Consider the following 16,327-nt stretch of genomic DNA (forward strand, 5'->3'; position numbering starts at 1 on the left):
CATAAAGCACCAGCGTGGGCACGGACGGGTCGAGCAGCGGCAGCGCCTGCGCGAGCGCATGGCCGGTGCCGAGCTGCTGTTCCTGCACGGCGAACTGCACATCGGGCGCACCGACGGCCGCGCGCACGGCGTCGCCGCCATGACCGATCACGACCACGAGGCGCGACGGCGAGAGACTGCGGGCAGTGTCGATGACGTGCGAGAGAAGCGGCTGACCCGCCAGGGGGTGAAGCACTTTCGGCAACGCGGAGTGCATGCGTTTGCCCATGCCTGCCGCGAGAATCACGATGTTCATTGCATCGATTTTTAGGTGAAGAACTCCTAAATCTTAGCACGCAAACAAAGTCAATCGGAGTGGGTCGATGAAGTTGTTGTAATTGCGTTGATGAGCTTGTTTAAGAGCAATATAAAGCGGCTGTCGAGTTTGATAATTTATCAAACGGATTACGAGTCTTGGCGAATTTTTACTTCCCATATGTTGACTTGGTATCTGTCGAAAAGTAGATTTCTCAATAATGCAAACGATTGCGCTGCCGATCGTAGCAATGTCTAGGTGTGCCCCGAGGCAGTGATCTGAGGGGGGCTGAGCGCGACTTTCTCAGGATTGCGGACACTTCCCCTCACTTGCGAAAATCAGAATTTTGCGGAATTTGAATTCATAACAAATTCTCCGGATAACGGCCTTCGTCGAACAGAAAATTTGCGACCTATGCCTTGCAAGCGACCACGTTGTTTGAGCGAGGGAGCGATCCGGCGTAGTTAAGATCTGGTCTATGGACAAGCTTTTGTCAACTGCCAAGTCATCGTTCTGTTGTACCTTGGAGTGCTTCTCTGGTGTGAGAAGTGCTTTTCAACTTCGCTCATGCAATAATTACTAAAATTTTTGCCCGCGCGACCAAAACTAAACCTGAAACGATGCGAAGTCTGTTTTCTGTATCTTTTGCCCTGTCGCTGATTGGGGCGGCCACGCTTGCAGCCTGTTCGTCTATTCCGACATCGGGGCCCACCAATTCAGAGGTTGCGAAAAACGCCACCCCAGCGTCAACTGCGCCCATTCAACTTATCGATGTTGACGATAATGTAGCAAGGCATCTTTTCGCCGAGCGTCAGGTAGCCGATTTCGCATCTACGCTCGGCGAGTCAACTGTAAGGCATGATGAATTGGGTCCCGGTGACGTTATTGAGGTATCTGTCTGGGAAGCGCCACCAGCTACCTTGTTTGGAGCCTCGCCAACTGACCTGCGTTCGGGGGGGGCGTCAAACGCTCGTGTGACTGTTTTGCCAGACCAGACGATTGACAGCAACGGGAATATTGTCGTGCCGTTTGCCGGAGAGATTCACGCGGCAGGTAGGACTCTGGACGAAGTGGGGCGGGTTGTCACCGAGCGTTTGCGCGGCAAGGCAAATCAACCGCAGACTCTGGTACGTCTAGTGCAGAACTCTACGTCGTTCGTGACTGTCGTAGGCGACGTGGCCGCGAGCAAAAGAATGCCGCTTACGCCAAGCGGCGAGAGGCTTCTCGACGCACTGGCTAGTGCGGGCGGTGTGAAACAACCCGTGGATAAAATGACGCTGCAAGTGACTCGTGGCGACAGAGTTCAGGCATTACCGTTAGAAACGGTCATTCGTGACCCGCGCCAGAATGTCCCGTTGCGACCAGGTGATGTCGTTACAGCGCTCTTTCAGCCGTTCAGTTTCACCGCGCTCGGGGCGACTGGTAAGAATGATGAAGTCAATTTTGAAGCGCAAGGGATTACGCTCGCGCAAGCGCTTGCACGCGCCGGTGGCCTGAACGACTCACGCTCAGATCCTCAGGGCGTATTTATCTTTCGTTTCGAGAATCCCAAAGCGCTTGCGTTGTCACAGCAGCCTGTACGGACGGCGCCCAACGGGAAAGTACCAGTTGTCTATCGGATCAATCTGAAAGATCCGAATAGCTTCTTCGTCGCGCAGACCTTTATGATGGAAAATAAAGATCTGCTATACGTATCTAACGCTCCAATCGCTGAGTTGCAGAAGTTTCTGAACGTTATTTTCTCTGTCGCTTATCCGGTAATCACGACTGTAAATACATTCAAATAACCTGATTAGATTGAGGCATGAAGCCGCATACCTTGATCGGATGCGGCTTTTTCATTGAGCGTGGAAAAAATAATCAGTGGTTGGTTACTCAATCGTAGCCAACCCGTCGCCCGTTTTCACAACAACAAATTTGTAAAGCACTCTACCGGTGATGAGAATTTGTTACTTGAGTCAAAAATCTTTCCCACTGTGGCAAAACATGCTCTGGTAGGAAGCGTTTGGAAATTCTCGCTCCCCTTGCTTTTACGAGTTCGCCCAAAGCTTCGGCATCCGGTCCATGCAGTACCGAACGGAGAGCGTCAAAGAGGCTTCTCGCAGAATAGGGATCGAAATATATCGCCGCGTCCTCATAGATTTCCTGATGGACGGCGATGTCGGAGGCGACCACAACCCCGCCGCTACGCATACATTCGATCCCTGAGAAGTCAAACCCTTCGGCTAGGCTCGGACATACTGTTGCGGAAGCATACTTATAGAGTACGCGCAACTCTGCTGCCGGAATCTTATGCAGTAAAAAGGCAGTCCCATTCTCGATCCAGGGTCGCATTTCTCTCATTATTGGATTCGCGTCCCATCCGACGCTGCCTACTATAACGAGCTTGATCATCGGATCAAGCTCGGTCCGCAGCATAGCCAGGACTGAGGCAATAATCGTATGGTTTTTCCGTGGTTCAATGGTACTGACCACTAGTATGTATCGTATATTTTGACGTCCCAAATGCTTGTCGTAGAATCGCTGGGATTCAGAAAGCCCGCTAAACACAGGGACGGCATCTGGAGCGTCGGAATTTAGCCGTGATTTGATGATCTCCGTGATACTAGATACAGGTCTGTCGTCATCAAAAAATTCATGTGAAACCATGTTCGGAATTGTCACAGCACGATTCGACAACTCGGGTGCTATCGACAACAGACTTCTGCGAGTTGTTTCAGATACGCAAGCGAACCAGGCTCCATGCTCAATGTTGCTCCTTAATGCATGAAAGTGATTGCTATGGTGCCTTAATTTATTGGCAAACATGTGCGGCATGAAGACTGGGAACGTATCGTGATACCGAACTACGAGCGCAGTGCTATCGCTAATCTCAGCCGGATATGGCGTCTGAGCAATAAACACATCGATGCCTTGTGTGCAGAGCCGCGGATACATGGGGCGCGTTCGGAGTCGCCGAAGATTCAAACCGACAGACTGGAAGACATGCCACGGAGCTTCGCAAACTCGATAGTTCCTGGTCGTAACTGTCGAGAAATCGGTAGCCGGAAGCGCTTTCGAAAATAGCGCTTGCCAAACGAAAATTTCATAGTGCAACGGCTCGAAATAGGTCGTGCTGATCTGGTGGAATCGCCCTAGGAAGAACCTCAGCAAAGACAGAGTATAAATTTTCCATCGTTTGTAGATCCATCGTCTCACTTCATCGATAAATTTTTTTGAATTCGATTGGGTGATGGATATGATGAGCCGCGAGTAAATCCCAAGTCGCGATGTTTCATCGGAGTCATTCTGTCGTCTATCCCGTGTGGTCGCCATTCCGGGCTCCAGAAAACGGACGGACTGCTGAAGGAGACCTTCGACGTCTGTATTTGCGCTATGACAAAGCCCACGGAATAGGAGGCGCGTCTCTTGTGGAATTCCTGCATACCCGTCGAGAGCAGGGCGCATTTCAACGAGAATTTTGACTTTTCCTGTCGACTTCATTTCGGATTTAGTGAAAATAGGTTCTCGGGGGCCACGCAAGATCACAGTCTTCGCTTTCAAGGCTCAAATTCACGCTATACGCGGGATCCGACAAAAGCACAGTCCCCCAACGTTCCTCCATGTATCCTGCTTCCCTGCGTGAGCGCAGGAGTTTCTCTGGGGTCACATCGAAACCGCGACTTGTTGATTCATGGTGATAGAGTTCCGCGAATGGGGTCCAGATATTCGTAAAGCCAGCTTCTCGAACACGTAGGCAAAAGTCGATGTCGTTGCATGCCACCTTTAAATCCGTCTCGTTAAGACCGCCTACTGATTCGTATAACTGCCTTTTTATCACCAGGCAAGCTCCAGTCACTGCAGATACTGCTCGAACTAGCTGTGCTTGACCAAGGTACCCAGGGCTGTCGCGATGTAAGAAACGATGCATATGCCCCGCGACACCCTGCATTCCAAGAACAACGCCAGCATGCTGGATGGTGTCGTCGCCATAGAGAAGCTTCGCTCCAACGGCGCCGACTTCAGTCCTCATCGCGTGACTAACCATCTCTGTCAACCACTCGGGCGTAATAACTTCTACGTCATCGTTAATCAAACCAAGTACCTCCGCGGAGGTGGAGGTAGTAGCCATATTGTTCAGCGCCGAATAGTTGAAGGGGCTTGGATCGCGGATTAATTTAATGCGATGATCCATGCAGATATCTGCAAGATAGCTGAGGGTTTCGGGTTCGTCGGAGCCGTTGTCAACAATTAGGATCTGATAATTTGTGTAAGTTGTTTTCTGTAAAATCGACGTAATACAGCGGCGCAAATGCTCTCCGCCGTTTCGAGTTGGAACGATCAGGCAGACAGACGGAATATCATCAGGTAGCTCGTACCGGACTCTATATCTACCATCGACAATTGCCGCTTTCGCGTGGATGTTGAGCCGCGTAAAGTGTGCATTGAGTAATCGGCAGCCTTCCTGTGTGGTGTGCATGCCACACCTGTCGACTTCGCGTCGTGCTCGCTCGCAAGTATATCTGTGGTATAGAACGCGTGGCAGGTGATAAATTCGAGAGTGGTCAATTAGCTCTCGACAGCGAAGGATGAACGCTTGTCGAGAAGATCCGCAAGATGCCTGAGATACGTCACCGGCGGCCTCGGTGATATCACGACGCAAGAAAGTGAGGCCAGAGAATAGATTCGTCGAATAAAACAAGTTGTCGTCCCAGTCCGGTTTCAACACGGGATTCGAACGACTCCCTTTACTATTGATTTCATCTTCATCTGTGAAAATCAAGCAGATTTCGTCATGAGCGTCGACGGCCTTCATCGCCTCTTGAAAAGCGTCAGCATTCAACACATCACCGCACTCCAAAAGCACGAACCAATCCGCGATGATTCGATTTTCGGTGTAATGCTGTGCTGATGTTATTTGATGTATTCGCTTATCCAGCTTCCAAACGGCATTTTCAGAGTGATCGGCGGAATCCGTCACCACGTACAGGTGCCAATTTGTATAGGTTTGAAGAAGAAAGCTTTGCACTGTCCGCTCAATCGAAGCGGCGTCGCCGGATGAATCGTTTAGAAACGCGATTAGCGAAGGACCCGAATGGTCTGAAGATCCTTCGAGGCTGACGTGCTTAGAACCGATAGAATGAGTTGGCTCGAATGCTGCTATCCATTCATGATAGGAAACGAGATCCCGTTCTTCACTGAAGAGAGCGCAGTAGTCCAGCCACAGTGCCTTAAATTCAGCCGCAGCGTCGACTCTGATGCTCTTCAAGCATTGACTTGGAGCGGCATATTTGTGACGCGGATGAGCATTCCGAAGTTTTTGAATGATTCGGGAATGGGCAAAGCGTTTTGTTACGGGGACGACTCGAAATCGGATAACCGTTGCTTCACGTAGCAGGAGTCTAAGGTGAAGCTGTCCTGGGCGAACGTGGATCAATCGTTTGCAAAGTCGACCAGGGTGGATTGGGAGAGTGTGGTAGTTGTCATCTTGGTCGATGTCACTGGATGACGTCCAGATAGTACCAAACACGCGCATTCTCGGCGCGTGTATTTCGATTTCAGCCATATACCACCCAGACGGAATCTCTTCTCGAGATACCAGCTCGACTTCAGACTCCGTGGAGGGAATCTGAACAATATCGACTAGCGAAAGGGGCGCACGCCAGCCTGCAAGCAATGAAATCCTGTTGATCCAATTTGAGAGGTTGCTCCACAGCTTTCGCGTTTTCATCGTACTGCTCGATCTATATCGCGCCAATTCGGATATGCGCGTGTACGTCCTACTGACAACTGGTTCCGGCATGTAACAAAGCTTATTTCTATTGCACATGCCGGATCGGGGCGGGATTGGACTACGTTCAGGCTATTCTTCTTTTTCCGCCGAGAAATCGCTGGAATACTGAACTTTTCGATCTATCTTGGAACTCTCCAAGCTTTTTGCCGAGCAGTTCAGAACTTGCGGCGATCAAATCCAGATACTGCGTGTTTTTGAAGCCCCAAATTGTCGACGTATGATCCTCTTTGTGACCGACGAGAAAAGGATGCGTCGTCATGACTCTCATGGATCTCTTACGCTCAAGATACCGATCTATTGTATTCGTGTGTACATCACGATTATCAGGATCCCAGTTCGCAATCAAGTCGAAAATGCGCTTGTTATAACAATTGAAAACCGTGCTGATCAACTTATCGACGACAACATACTGCTGGTTCGATTGGATACTCTCTTCTAAAACCGATGCTTCTTCGCTAAGGTTGGCTAGCAGGCCAGAAAAAATGTCCCATTTTTCGAAGTTGCTATCAAGATGATTTTTGATATTCTCCCATTGGTTGGAGAAATCTTCAGGGAAATCCACATCGTCTTCACAAATAGTGATGCTTCGCATGCCCTTTTGTCGGGCAAGCGAAATCATGTACTTGTAACTCAGCGCACATCCGATCCACCCTTGCATGTGTCGTAGACCCGGAAACATCATAAAGCCGTTCGAGCCACTCGCTTGAAAATCATCACCCCGCACAGTGTCCTCGGGGAGGGTCAGACAGAGCCTTTCCGACTGAAGTTCGAGCTTATGACCTGCTAGCTCCCAAAAATCGTCAAATTTGATGTTGTCCGTGGCGAGCAGGAAACGATACAGGAAGTAGTCGAACGAGTTCGACATCGATTCAAGTTTGTGGCGATTCGATTGAATCTTCGCGTCTCGCCGTGCGTCATCCTCCACCCAGTATCGGATTTTGTCGAGCATTGCCTGGATATCGTCGATTTCTACGAAATCGACGATATCCTCAAGTTCCTCATGACGCTTCATGTCGCTCGATCGTTCGGAAACGACGAGTTTGTGAAGCGAAAGACATTCGTAAATACGTGTTGTCTCAAGCAATGCGCCCGGGTAATAGTGCACATTGATAACGACCTTCGCGTTAGCCATCTCCGAGTGCAGATCTGTCCCGAAAGTGTCGTTAATGATCTTAACGCGATAGTGCTTTTGAATCTCGGTCAAATATTGCTGGCGACGATCACAATTTACGTCACCATAGAACAAGACATCATATTCCGGAGCATCGATCTGCGATTCAGGTGCGTAGTCTTTTATGTAGCCTACGGGGAGGTAAAAAGTCTGTCGACGACTTAATCCATTATCCTGAAGGAAAGCGATATTTTCGAGAGAGTAATCGAAAACAGCATAAGAGTTTTCGAGAATTTTGAAATATTCTGGCGTGAACCATCGCGAGCTGACGGATTGTTCCATCTGGAACGCAACATAGAAACCCGGCAGCGTATCGAAGATTTGCGGGCAAATTACGATATGGGGAACATCCTCGTAGCCGCCTGGCGGACGCGCAAGAATGATTTCTGATTGGATGTCCGCCCGTGCGAGTGACGCCTGAATTGCGTGCGCAATGTACAGGCAGTGTTTGACTGTCAAAATGACGATCGGTGCGCCGCTGGCGGGGCGCATGTCGAACACTGGCGCGCTGGTTGTTGCTGGTGCAACGAGTTCGAGCTTGTGCATCTCGGAATCCGAGGTGGACTCCGAGCCAGCGAGCAAGTGCAGTTTTCGATCGATCTCGGAAAGACGGGTGTTCAACGCGTGGTGCATAAACTGAAGCTGCGCTTCAATGGCGCGAATGCTCTGAACTTGATCGCGGTCGTGATGCAGCCATTTCCCGACAAATGGAATATTGCGATACCGGTAGCGGCGAACAATCTCCCCCAGACCTGGAAGGTCAACTGCCCGCGCCTGCCCCTCTTTGCTAATCGCAAGTTGCGCGATGATAACGCGCTTGCTAACACCTGCCCGCAGGCGCGTCAGGTAATAGTGCGTTCCTTGCTCGTCAGGCAGTCTACGGAGCAACGTTTCATAGGCACATTGGATGAAGCTTTCGTCGTTGCGAGCAAGAAGGTCCGCGACGGATGAAGCTGGTTCTCCAACTAGTGTGAGCGTAGGTGTGGTTGGCATAAGTCGGGTTGATTTGTTGATTTGAATAGCCGCGACAGGTGCTTGCGTCGATGCTGCGGATAAATCGGCTGTGGCCAAAATATCGTTTAGCGTGAAGACAGCAGGCTCGGAATGATTGAGCAGAATTCTATGGACGGAATCAAGTACACTTCTGAGGCGTCGAAGACGCGTGGCGCCAATGCGAAGCGGGGAAAGCCGAAGGAGCGGCGTAAGGCCTTCTTGCAGGTGAATAGCGATTTCATTGCGCTGTTGCTGAAACGCAGTCAACTGAGCCATGAAATGTTGCGCCTGCGATTGAGCAATACGTATTTGCTCTTTGAGTGAGTGTTCTCTCTCAAGCGCTTCGTTGATCTGGCGTGACAGCTTGGTCTCACTATTTGATCGTTCCTGATGCAGCGCCAACTCCAGGGCGTGCAGTTGAGTCCGCCCTTCGTTGGTCGACTTTGCAATGGCATTGCACTTTTCAAATTCGAGCTCGACTTTGCGTGCAGAAGCGAGTTGGAGTTGATCTCGCAACTCGCGCATTTCACTTCGGAGATCTTCCTCCCGCTCCAGCGCTTCGCGATTTAACAGCAACTTTTCCTGCTGATATCGGTCACTCATCTTGAGCAAGCGTTCGCTGTTTGCATTTTCCTGCTGGTGCAGGGTGAGCATTGCTTGCTCGACCTGCATGCGGGAGTCCGCCAGTTGGCTGGCGTGCAATGCATCACGTTCGGCGTGTTGAAACCGAGATTCGCGTTCACGCTGAGCACTTGCTGAATGAAGATTCCGTAGCGTTTCGGCAAACTCACGTTCACGCGCAGCGAGCTGCTCAAGATGTGCTTCTGTGCGTCGCGCAGTTGCTTCAATACTTTCGGACGTGGCTCGCTCTGCGGCTACCTGAGTCAAGCGAAGATCTTCTTCTAGCTCGGTGGTCTTTCGCAGCGCGGTTGCGAGTGCTGATGCAGATGAGAGGTCGCGTTCAACTAGCGTGTGCTGAATCGCATCCGTCTGCGAATTTGCGAGGTGTATGAGTTGGTCTTTCTTTGCCCGAAAATCGGCAAGTACGCGATCAAAGAAGAGATACGGGTCCCGCATCGGCAAGCGACCGTCCTCAACGCCGCCGTTGGAGAAGTAGTGAACTTCTGGTGAGAGCCCGCTTTGTGTTGCGACCGGATACTGGTCGGTATACCAGCTAGCATCAAAATGCTTCAGGCAAAGTTCGCTGTCTAATTCATAGAGGGCTTTAACCGCCGCTGCAAAATGACCGTCGCGCTCGTTGAGCCATTTGCGCAAATCTGATCGCTCGCGTTCATATTGAGTAGTGGCGATCTGAAGAGTGTCCGCGATGATTGCGGATAGCTCTGCCTCGTCCGCGACGTGGAACAGCGTGTAGATTTCATTCGAAGGCAGTGCGTTTCGATCAACTACATGCCAGTGGAGCGCGTCGAGTTCCAGCACCATTGCGCTAGCGATGGTTGCTTCTTCGGGATTTCTTGACCGACTGAGCCCGACAAAAATCCGCCCATCTGCCACGGCAACGCCACGAACATAAGATTCGAACTGTTTGCTTCGAAGAAGTTTGCCTTGAGGTGAGTATTCGCACAGCTCATTCTGTCCTGAATTGGCGACCAGGAGGTTATCTCCGAATTGAACCAGGCTGTGTGGCTGGTCCAATCCCTCGATCACACGGTCGCCGCTTTCCAGGTCTTCGACATATCCGCGGCCACTAGTTTGGCTCTTATAGCCTCGCGTTTTATCAAAATCACCGAATGCCGAAAAGACGACGCGCCCATTCCAAACACCTAGGCAATTGATATGACGTGAATCATCCTCACCAGGGTATACCCAGCGCTTGATCTCGTGACCATTCACATCCAGCTTGGTGATCTGATTCTTGATAGTACCTACGACGTATATAAATTCGTCATGCTGTAGAACGTCGTGAATATCGTCGAAATCTTGGCGCGTAATTTCAATGCGATCTTGTCGATGTAGAACGAGCGAATACGGCTGAAGCGCGCGCAGGAAGCAGTCGCCCGTTGCCATGATGCCCGCTGTAGGGCTGCGATCGAGAACGATTACCCGGTCGTTTTTCAGCACGAACAGTCCGCCATTTTCATTTGGACTGGAGATGATGAGCCCACCTCGGCGAGATCTTGTTTTGCAATTTTGCGCGATGGCCCCATCAGGCATCGCCGCTAAAGCGTCAGATGCTGATTGCATTCCGCTTGACTCGCCTTTGGTATCTACGATATAGGCGGCTGTGCCGTGTCGTTTCACTCCAAAGAAATAGAGGTCGTGAGTCTGTGTGTTTACGTCGAACTCATACTCGGAGAAAACGCTATCCAGATCGAGTACTTCCGCAATATCGGCTGCGGTCAAATTCTTGTAATACGTGCTCCAAACCGGATCGCCCTGAAGTAACGGCGCATCGTGAGGCGTTGTTTTTGCCGTACCATGCTCGGGGCGACCGGTTGTTGCGCAGGTGAGCAGGAGTAAGCCACCGGGTTTGAGCAACCTGACGGCATTTTTGATAGTCTCAGGATAGTAGAGATCGTGCTCGAGCGCTTCTGTGGAGACGATCGTGTCGAAGGTCGAGTCGGGCATGCTAAGTTCGTGCCCTTTGCTCACGATATCGACGTTCTTGCCTGGCAGCACGTCGAGCCCCAAGTATCGGCAGTCGTCGAAAAGGTACCTATTGTTCCCATTGATGTCGAGGGAGCCAATATCTAGTACAAGTGTTCTCGAAAAGAAAGAGGGAAATCGTTTCTTTACCGAGAGGCAGTAATCAATCTGATTTTGGTGCGCCATCGTCTTATGAAAATTGTATTTCCGACTTCGAATGTGCGGAGCGGCGTCACGATACGCTTATAGTAGGGGCGCCGCTCTCTTTGGTACGCATTCGAGATGCCAAAGACACATGCCCCATGTACGCCGCAGCGAATGAGGCTTGCAAAGAAATTGCGATTGCCACTGCGCGAGTGATAGTTCATTCCCTGCCATACCTCGAGCAAGGACGAGTCGCAGGATTGCATCTTCACTTCGTGTCTAGATGCTTAGTGTTCGTTTGCTTGGTAAAAAGCGAACGCATCTTCAACATCGTCAAATACGTTCAGTTTCCCGTTCAGTAGAACAGCTGCACGTTGGCAGTGTGCCCTGATGTATTCGGGGCTATGCGAAACAATGATCATCGCTCGATCCATACGTTTCTCAAATAGCTCTATGTGACACTTCTCGTGGAAGCGACTATCCCCTACAGCCACGATTTCGTCGATAAGAAAACAATCGAATTCTACGGCCATTGAGATCGCAAAGGCGAGGCGGGCGCGCATACCGGAGGAGTACTTTTTGACCGGCTCCCTTAAATATTCGCCGAGTTCCGAGAACTCGCGAACAAATTCGATGGCGGGCGGGATGGGGGCGCCATACACTCGGCATATGAAGCGGACATTGTCCAACCCGCTGAGACTGCCTTGAAAGGCACCACCGAACGCCAGCGGCCATGACAGGCTTAATCCCCTATGGATTTTGCCGCTGGTCGGGAGTTCGGCGCCGCTCATTAGGCGAATGAGGGTGGATTTACCGGCGCCATTACGTCCAAGTATGCCGATCTTCTGACCTTTGGTGACGGTCAGATCGATCTCACGTAGCACCGTGCGAGCGCCTTGTCGCGTATGGTATACCTTCGTCACGCGTTCCAGTGTAATCATTCTGGCTCTACTCTACGTCCTGTTTCCCTAACCAATGCGAGTCCAAAAAACGTCATGACGATGTTGACCATCAAAAGGTAGATGGGATCTTCGTAGGTGTGTACGCTTGACCCGAAGAAGCCATGGCGGATCATTTCTGTGCCATGAACCATGGGGATCCAGAGCGCCAGGTGCTGCGTGGATACGGGCAGCCAGTCCACCATGTAGGCAGCCCCAGAGAGGGGGAACATCAAATAAGTAAATATGTGCCAGACGCGTTCGACAATTTCCGATCGTTCGGATGCAGCGCCAACTATCAAACTCAAAGCGTAAGCGAACCACGCGAGTAGTATCCAGGCGATGATGACCGTGAGGATATCGGCTGGGGGGCTCATTAGACCAATACAGCTGAATACGATCGTTAGTGCAATCAGGGATGACGTAGCGCCCGCAATTTCGAGGAGAATTCGTGCTGTAAATACGTCAATAACGCGCACGTTTCGGTGATACAGCAGGCTATGGTTCACTTCGATCGCCTTGACAATCCGGTTGCTGCTATTGCGCCACAGCAGAATGGATGAATAACCTGTCAGGGAAAAAGTCGTGATAGGGAGGTTGCTACCATGGGTCGCCTTGCTCAGCACCCAAAGAGTAGTGATCCCTAGAGTAAACAACATTGGCTCAAAGAAAAGCCAAAGAAATCCAATGTTGTGACGACCATAGCGAGTGATTACCTCTCGCATCAAAAGTGCGCCGATCACACGCATCTGAATCTGAAAGGACTGCTTCAGCGAGACGGATTTGGTGCTCACGGCGAATCTTAATCCTTATGCTCTTGTAGTCCCGCGACGAGCAGGGTCAAAATGCCCCAGACAATCATGCCCAATGCGAAAACTTCCGCAATTCCCTTCAACCGATGCGGTTCGACAGCGATATCGGGAGAATTTGGCTGCACGAGTCTTTCGAGGTAGAGCTGTTTACGTTGAGCTTCGGCTCGTGCCGATTCAAGCGCCGTCATGGCGGAGGCCAACTGCTTGTCGGCAAATTGGGCATCGAGTTGAAGCCGAGCGTAACTTGCTGCCTTGTCGGACAATGAGGCTTTGCTACCAGTAACGGCGCCCTCGGCTGTGGAAAGTTGCTTCTCAAGGCTTGCAATATTGACTTTCAAGCCGGCGATTTGCGGGTTTTGCGGAGCGATTGCCTCAAGTACGCTCAGCTGATTTTGTGATGCATAGAGTTGCTGACGAAGCGTGTTGGCTTGCATCAGTTGTTGAGCAGATTCCTTGTCCGGATCGAATACGGTGTTCGCGTTGCGATACGTGGCGAGTGTAACTTCCGCGTTTTCCGCCTTGGCTGCAGCAAGATCAACCTCGTGTTGGGCAAACTGAACGGCGTCATCGGCTGCGCGTTGATTCATCCGGTTGATCAATTGTTCGCTTGCGGTCAGCAACTGATCGTTAATTCGATAGGCGTCTGCAGATGAGAATGCGCGAACCTTCAGCGTCGTAATGGCAGAGGTCGAATCATAGTCGACATCAACAATGCGCGCCTGGTAGTACTTCCAAAGGGACTCAAAGCTCCGATCAAACGTGATGCTTGGGAATCTTGAGAAGAAATCGCCGTGCTGATGTCCGAACGACTTGTACATAAAATTGTCACGATTCAGCAGGCGCAGGACATCTCGCGAGCGAATGTAGTCAATTACGGGATATGTGTCATCTTGTGCTCGGGCGAATCCAGTTCCCTGCAGCAAAGCGCCAACGACGCCAGTTTGTGTTTGGCGTTCTGGACTGCGCACAACAAAGCGCGATTCCGATACATATACGTCGGATGCGATGATTCCGTAGTACGAAACCGCGATCGTAGTCGGTACTACGACTGTGAATAGAAAGAGCCGATTAATGCGCTTGACACGCTCGATCAAGCCAAGCTTCTTCCCCGTTGGCGACGTCAGCGTCGCAACCCTTTCAGATACGTTATCCAACTTTTTTCCAGGCTATTGAGCTGCTTTGCGCCGCTCGCCGGTGTCCGGCGTTTCTTACAAAGAAGCAGGAAGATACGTAAGGCTGCGCGATCGCCTCGCTCTCTGAATGCTTCTCTTGTCGGATGGGCGAACTGCACAGGCACGCGATTGTCGATCGTCATCGGATGCGTAATGAATCAACCGATGCCAAGTCTAAGCGCGTCGCCTAGATCAAGGCGACCGATTATAGCCGGACGACTTTCAGGATGCCATCACAATGTTTGTAGCGGAGCAACACCGGGAGCGCGATCTTCACTCTTTTGCTATATAAGTCCGACGCAATGCTGTATTCTTCGCAACCTGACACCGCATGGCCCTGAATTTCACACGGGGCTTTTTATAAAAAGTATCACGGGGAATACAGATGTCTCTGTATGAGGCCGGGTTCGTCGCCAAATAAAAAGCAAATGGCTCGTTCATTCCTTGCCCTTCAGGGAACGGCCTCGCCGTTTTTTAGTCGATTGGCTAGTGCATTGCAGGAGCGCGGAAGTGGAGTGCTCAGGATTAATTTCTGCGGGGGCGATCTTCTTTACGGTGGGGCAGAGAGAGCTGCGGACTACCGCGGACTCGCGGAAGATTTGCCATCCTGGTATGCTGACTTGGCGAAGGCTGGAGACTATACCGATGTGGTGATGTTTGGTGATTGTCGCGAGGTTCATCGCCACATGCACTCTATATCCAGCCGATTCGGCTTGCGTGTCCACGTCTTCGAAGAAGGTTACGTGCGCCCGCATTGGCTCACCCTTGAGGGTCGAGGTGTGAACGGACGTTCGTTGCTGTCGCGTGATCCAGACTGGTATCGGGACCGGCGTTCCACTACTCCCACGGGCTTGGTGGGCAAAGTTACGGGCTATAATTTAGCGGAGCGTGCCTATCACGATATCCGTTATCGCGCCGCTAACACATTATATGCAGCACGATTTCCTCACTATCGTAGTCATCGCCCCAAAAACGGAATGTACGAGTACGCGGGGTTGGCTATCCGAGCGCTAGGGAGGGGGTATCATCACCGGGAAGCCGAACAAGTAACCCGCGAATTGATCGATAGGCGCAGGGAATACTATCTGTTTCCACTGCAGTTGAACTCTGATGCGCAAATCATTGTTCACTCTCCATTTGAGGGTGTTTGCGAAGCAATATCCACGGTGATGCATTCATTCGTTCGCAACGCTCATAAGGATGCGTGGCTGGTAATTAAAAATCATCCCCTTGATACGGGTTTGATCGATTTTCGTGCCTATGCGCTTAGATTGGCAACGGATTTGGGTGTTGTAAATCGTTTGCGCTTTATCGATGCGGGTCACCTTCCGACGTTGCTAGACAACGCGCGCGGCGTGGTAGTAGTCAATAGTACTGTTGGTTTGTCTGCGTTACATCACTGCCGGCCGCTTATTGCCTTGGGTACGTCGATCTATAAGATGGCCGGTCTGACGTGGATGGGTGCGCTTGATGACTTCTGGGATGGTGCAGAACCTCCAGATATGCACCTCTACCAGTGTTTTCTCGACTACGTAATACACCATACCCAGATCAACGGCGACTTCTACACTCGTACCGGCATTGACATGGCAGTCGCTGGTGCGGTTCGGCGTTTGGAGGCGGCGGAGCATGCCTAGCGAGAGCACTGTTCTGCGCCACCTCGCCATCACCGGCGCGAGCGCCGGCATCGGCCGCGCGCTTGCGCTCGCGTACGCGCGTCCAGGCGTAACGCTTGGCATTGTAGGCCGCAACGCCAATCGTCTAGAGGATTGCGCCGAAGCCTGCCGCGCACAAGGCGCCACCGTCATCACAAAAGCCCTCGACGTCCGCGACGCCGCCGCACTTGAAAACTGGCTCACCGACTTCGACGCGCAACACCCCATCGACCTCCTCATCGCCAACGCCGGCGTCGCGAGCACGCTCGCACACGCAAACGACTGGGAAGGGCGCGAGCGTACCGCCAACATCGTCGACACCAACTTCTACGGCGCGCTCAACGCCGCGCTCCCGGTCATCGAGCGCATGCGCACGCGCGGCTACGGCCATATCGCGCTCATCAGCTCGATCGCAGCACTCCGCGGCATGGCAATCTCCCCAGCCTACTGCGCCAGCAAAGCCGCGCTAAAAGCTTGGGGCGATTCCGTTCGCCCAGTGCTGGCACGCGACAACATCCGCGTCTCGATCGTGCTGCCGGGCTTCGTCAAAACGGCAATGAGCGACGTCTTCCCCGGCGACAAACCCTTCATGTGGTCCGCCGAAAAAGCCGCGAGCCACATCCAGGGCAAGCTGCAAAAAGGCCGCGCCGAAATCGCTTTCCCCGGCATGCTCGCCTTCGGCATGCGTTTGCTCACGCTGCTGCCCGCCGCGCTTGCCGACGCCATCCTCGGCCGCATGTCCTATCTGCCGCGCGAGGAGCGTTAGC

The 16,327-nt window shown here is 51.8% G+C and carries 10 protein-coding genes; 3 read left to right on the forward strand and 7 right to left on the reverse strand.

Going from position 1 to position 16,327, the window contains the following annotated elements; genetic code table 11:
• On the reverse strand, window positions 1–295 hold a 295-nt coding region (locus F3J17_RS19710), incomplete at its 3' end, for an NTP transferase domain-containing protein (RefSeq protein ID WP_167062348.1).
• A 620-nt stretch (window positions 296–915) separates the two neighbouring features.
• On the opposite strand from F3J17_RS19710, the gene F3J17_RS19715 reads away from it, so the two are divergent.
• Complete coding sequence (locus F3J17_RS19715; protein WP_167062830.1) at window positions 916–2,082, forward strand: polysaccharide biosynthesis/export family protein; 1,167 nt, start codon at window positions 916–918, stop codon at window positions 2,080–2,082.
• Window positions 2,083–2,224: 142 nt separating this feature from the next.
• On the opposite strand, the gene F3J17_RS19720 is transcribed toward F3J17_RS19715, so the two are convergent.
• From F3J17_RS19720 to F3J17_RS19745, 6 genes are all read right to left on the reverse strand, one after another.
• Window positions 2,225–3,610 (reverse strand): glycosyltransferase family 1 protein, encoded by a 1,386-nt coding sequence (locus F3J17_RS19720; RefSeq protein ID WP_167062351.1) that lies wholly within the window; start codon window positions 3,608–3,610, stop codon window positions 2,225–2,227.
• Window positions 3,611–3,785: 175 nt separating this feature from the next.
• Entirely contained in the window at window positions 3,786–6,005 is a 2,220-nt protein-coding gene (locus F3J17_RS19725) for a glycosyltransferase (protein WP_167062354.1), read from the reverse strand.
• Window positions 6,006–6,132: 127 nt separating this feature from the next.
• On the reverse strand, window positions 6,133–11,025 hold the full coding sequence (locus F3J17_RS19730; protein WP_275692913.1) for a DUF4915 domain-containing protein: 4,893 nt from the start codon (window positions 11,023–11,025) through the stop codon (window positions 6,133–6,135).
• 245 nt (window positions 11,026–11,270) lie between these two features.
• The gene (locus F3J17_RS19735) at window positions 11,271–11,924 is read right to left on the reverse strand and encodes an ABC transporter ATP-binding protein (protein ID WP_167062360.1); all 654 of its coding nucleotides are present in this window, start codon (window positions 11,922–11,924) and stop codon (window positions 11,271–11,273) included.
• The gene (locus F3J17_RS19740; RefSeq protein WP_167062833.1) at window positions 11,921–12,670 is read right to left on the reverse strand and encodes an ABC transporter permease; all 750 of its coding nucleotides are present in this window, start codon (window positions 12,668–12,670) and stop codon (window positions 11,921–11,923) included. The genes F3J17_RS19735 and F3J17_RS19740 overlap by 4 nt, the downstream gene beginning before the upstream one ends.
• Before the next feature lie 53 nt (window positions 12,671–12,723).
• Window positions 12,724–13,887, reverse strand: a complete 1,164-nt coding sequence (locus F3J17_RS19745; RefSeq protein WP_167062363.1) for a hypothetical protein — start codon at window positions 13,885–13,887, stop codon at window positions 12,724–12,726.
• Between the two features lie 446 nt (window positions 13,888–14,333).
• Between F3J17_RS19745 and F3J17_RS19750 the strand changes: the two genes are divergently transcribed.
• Complete coding sequence (locus F3J17_RS19750; protein ID WP_167062366.1) at window positions 14,334–15,542, forward strand: capsular biosynthesis protein; 1,209 nt, start codon at window positions 14,334–14,336, stop codon at window positions 15,540–15,542.
• Window positions 15,535–16,326 (forward strand): SDR family NAD(P)-dependent oxidoreductase, encoded by a 792-nt coding sequence (locus F3J17_RS19755; protein WP_167062836.1) that lies wholly within the window; start codon window positions 15,535–15,537, stop codon window positions 16,324–16,326. Before F3J17_RS19750 ends, F3J17_RS19755 begins: the two co-directional genes overlap by 8 nt.
• The last annotated feature ends 1 nt before the right edge of the window (window position 16,327 follow it).

Origin of the sequence: Burkholderia sp. Ax-1719, assembly GCF_011753055.1 — a bacterium.
In the GTDB taxonomy this organism is placed as follows: domain Bacteria; phylum Pseudomonadota; class Gammaproteobacteria; order Burkholderiales; family Burkholderiaceae; genus Paraburkholderia.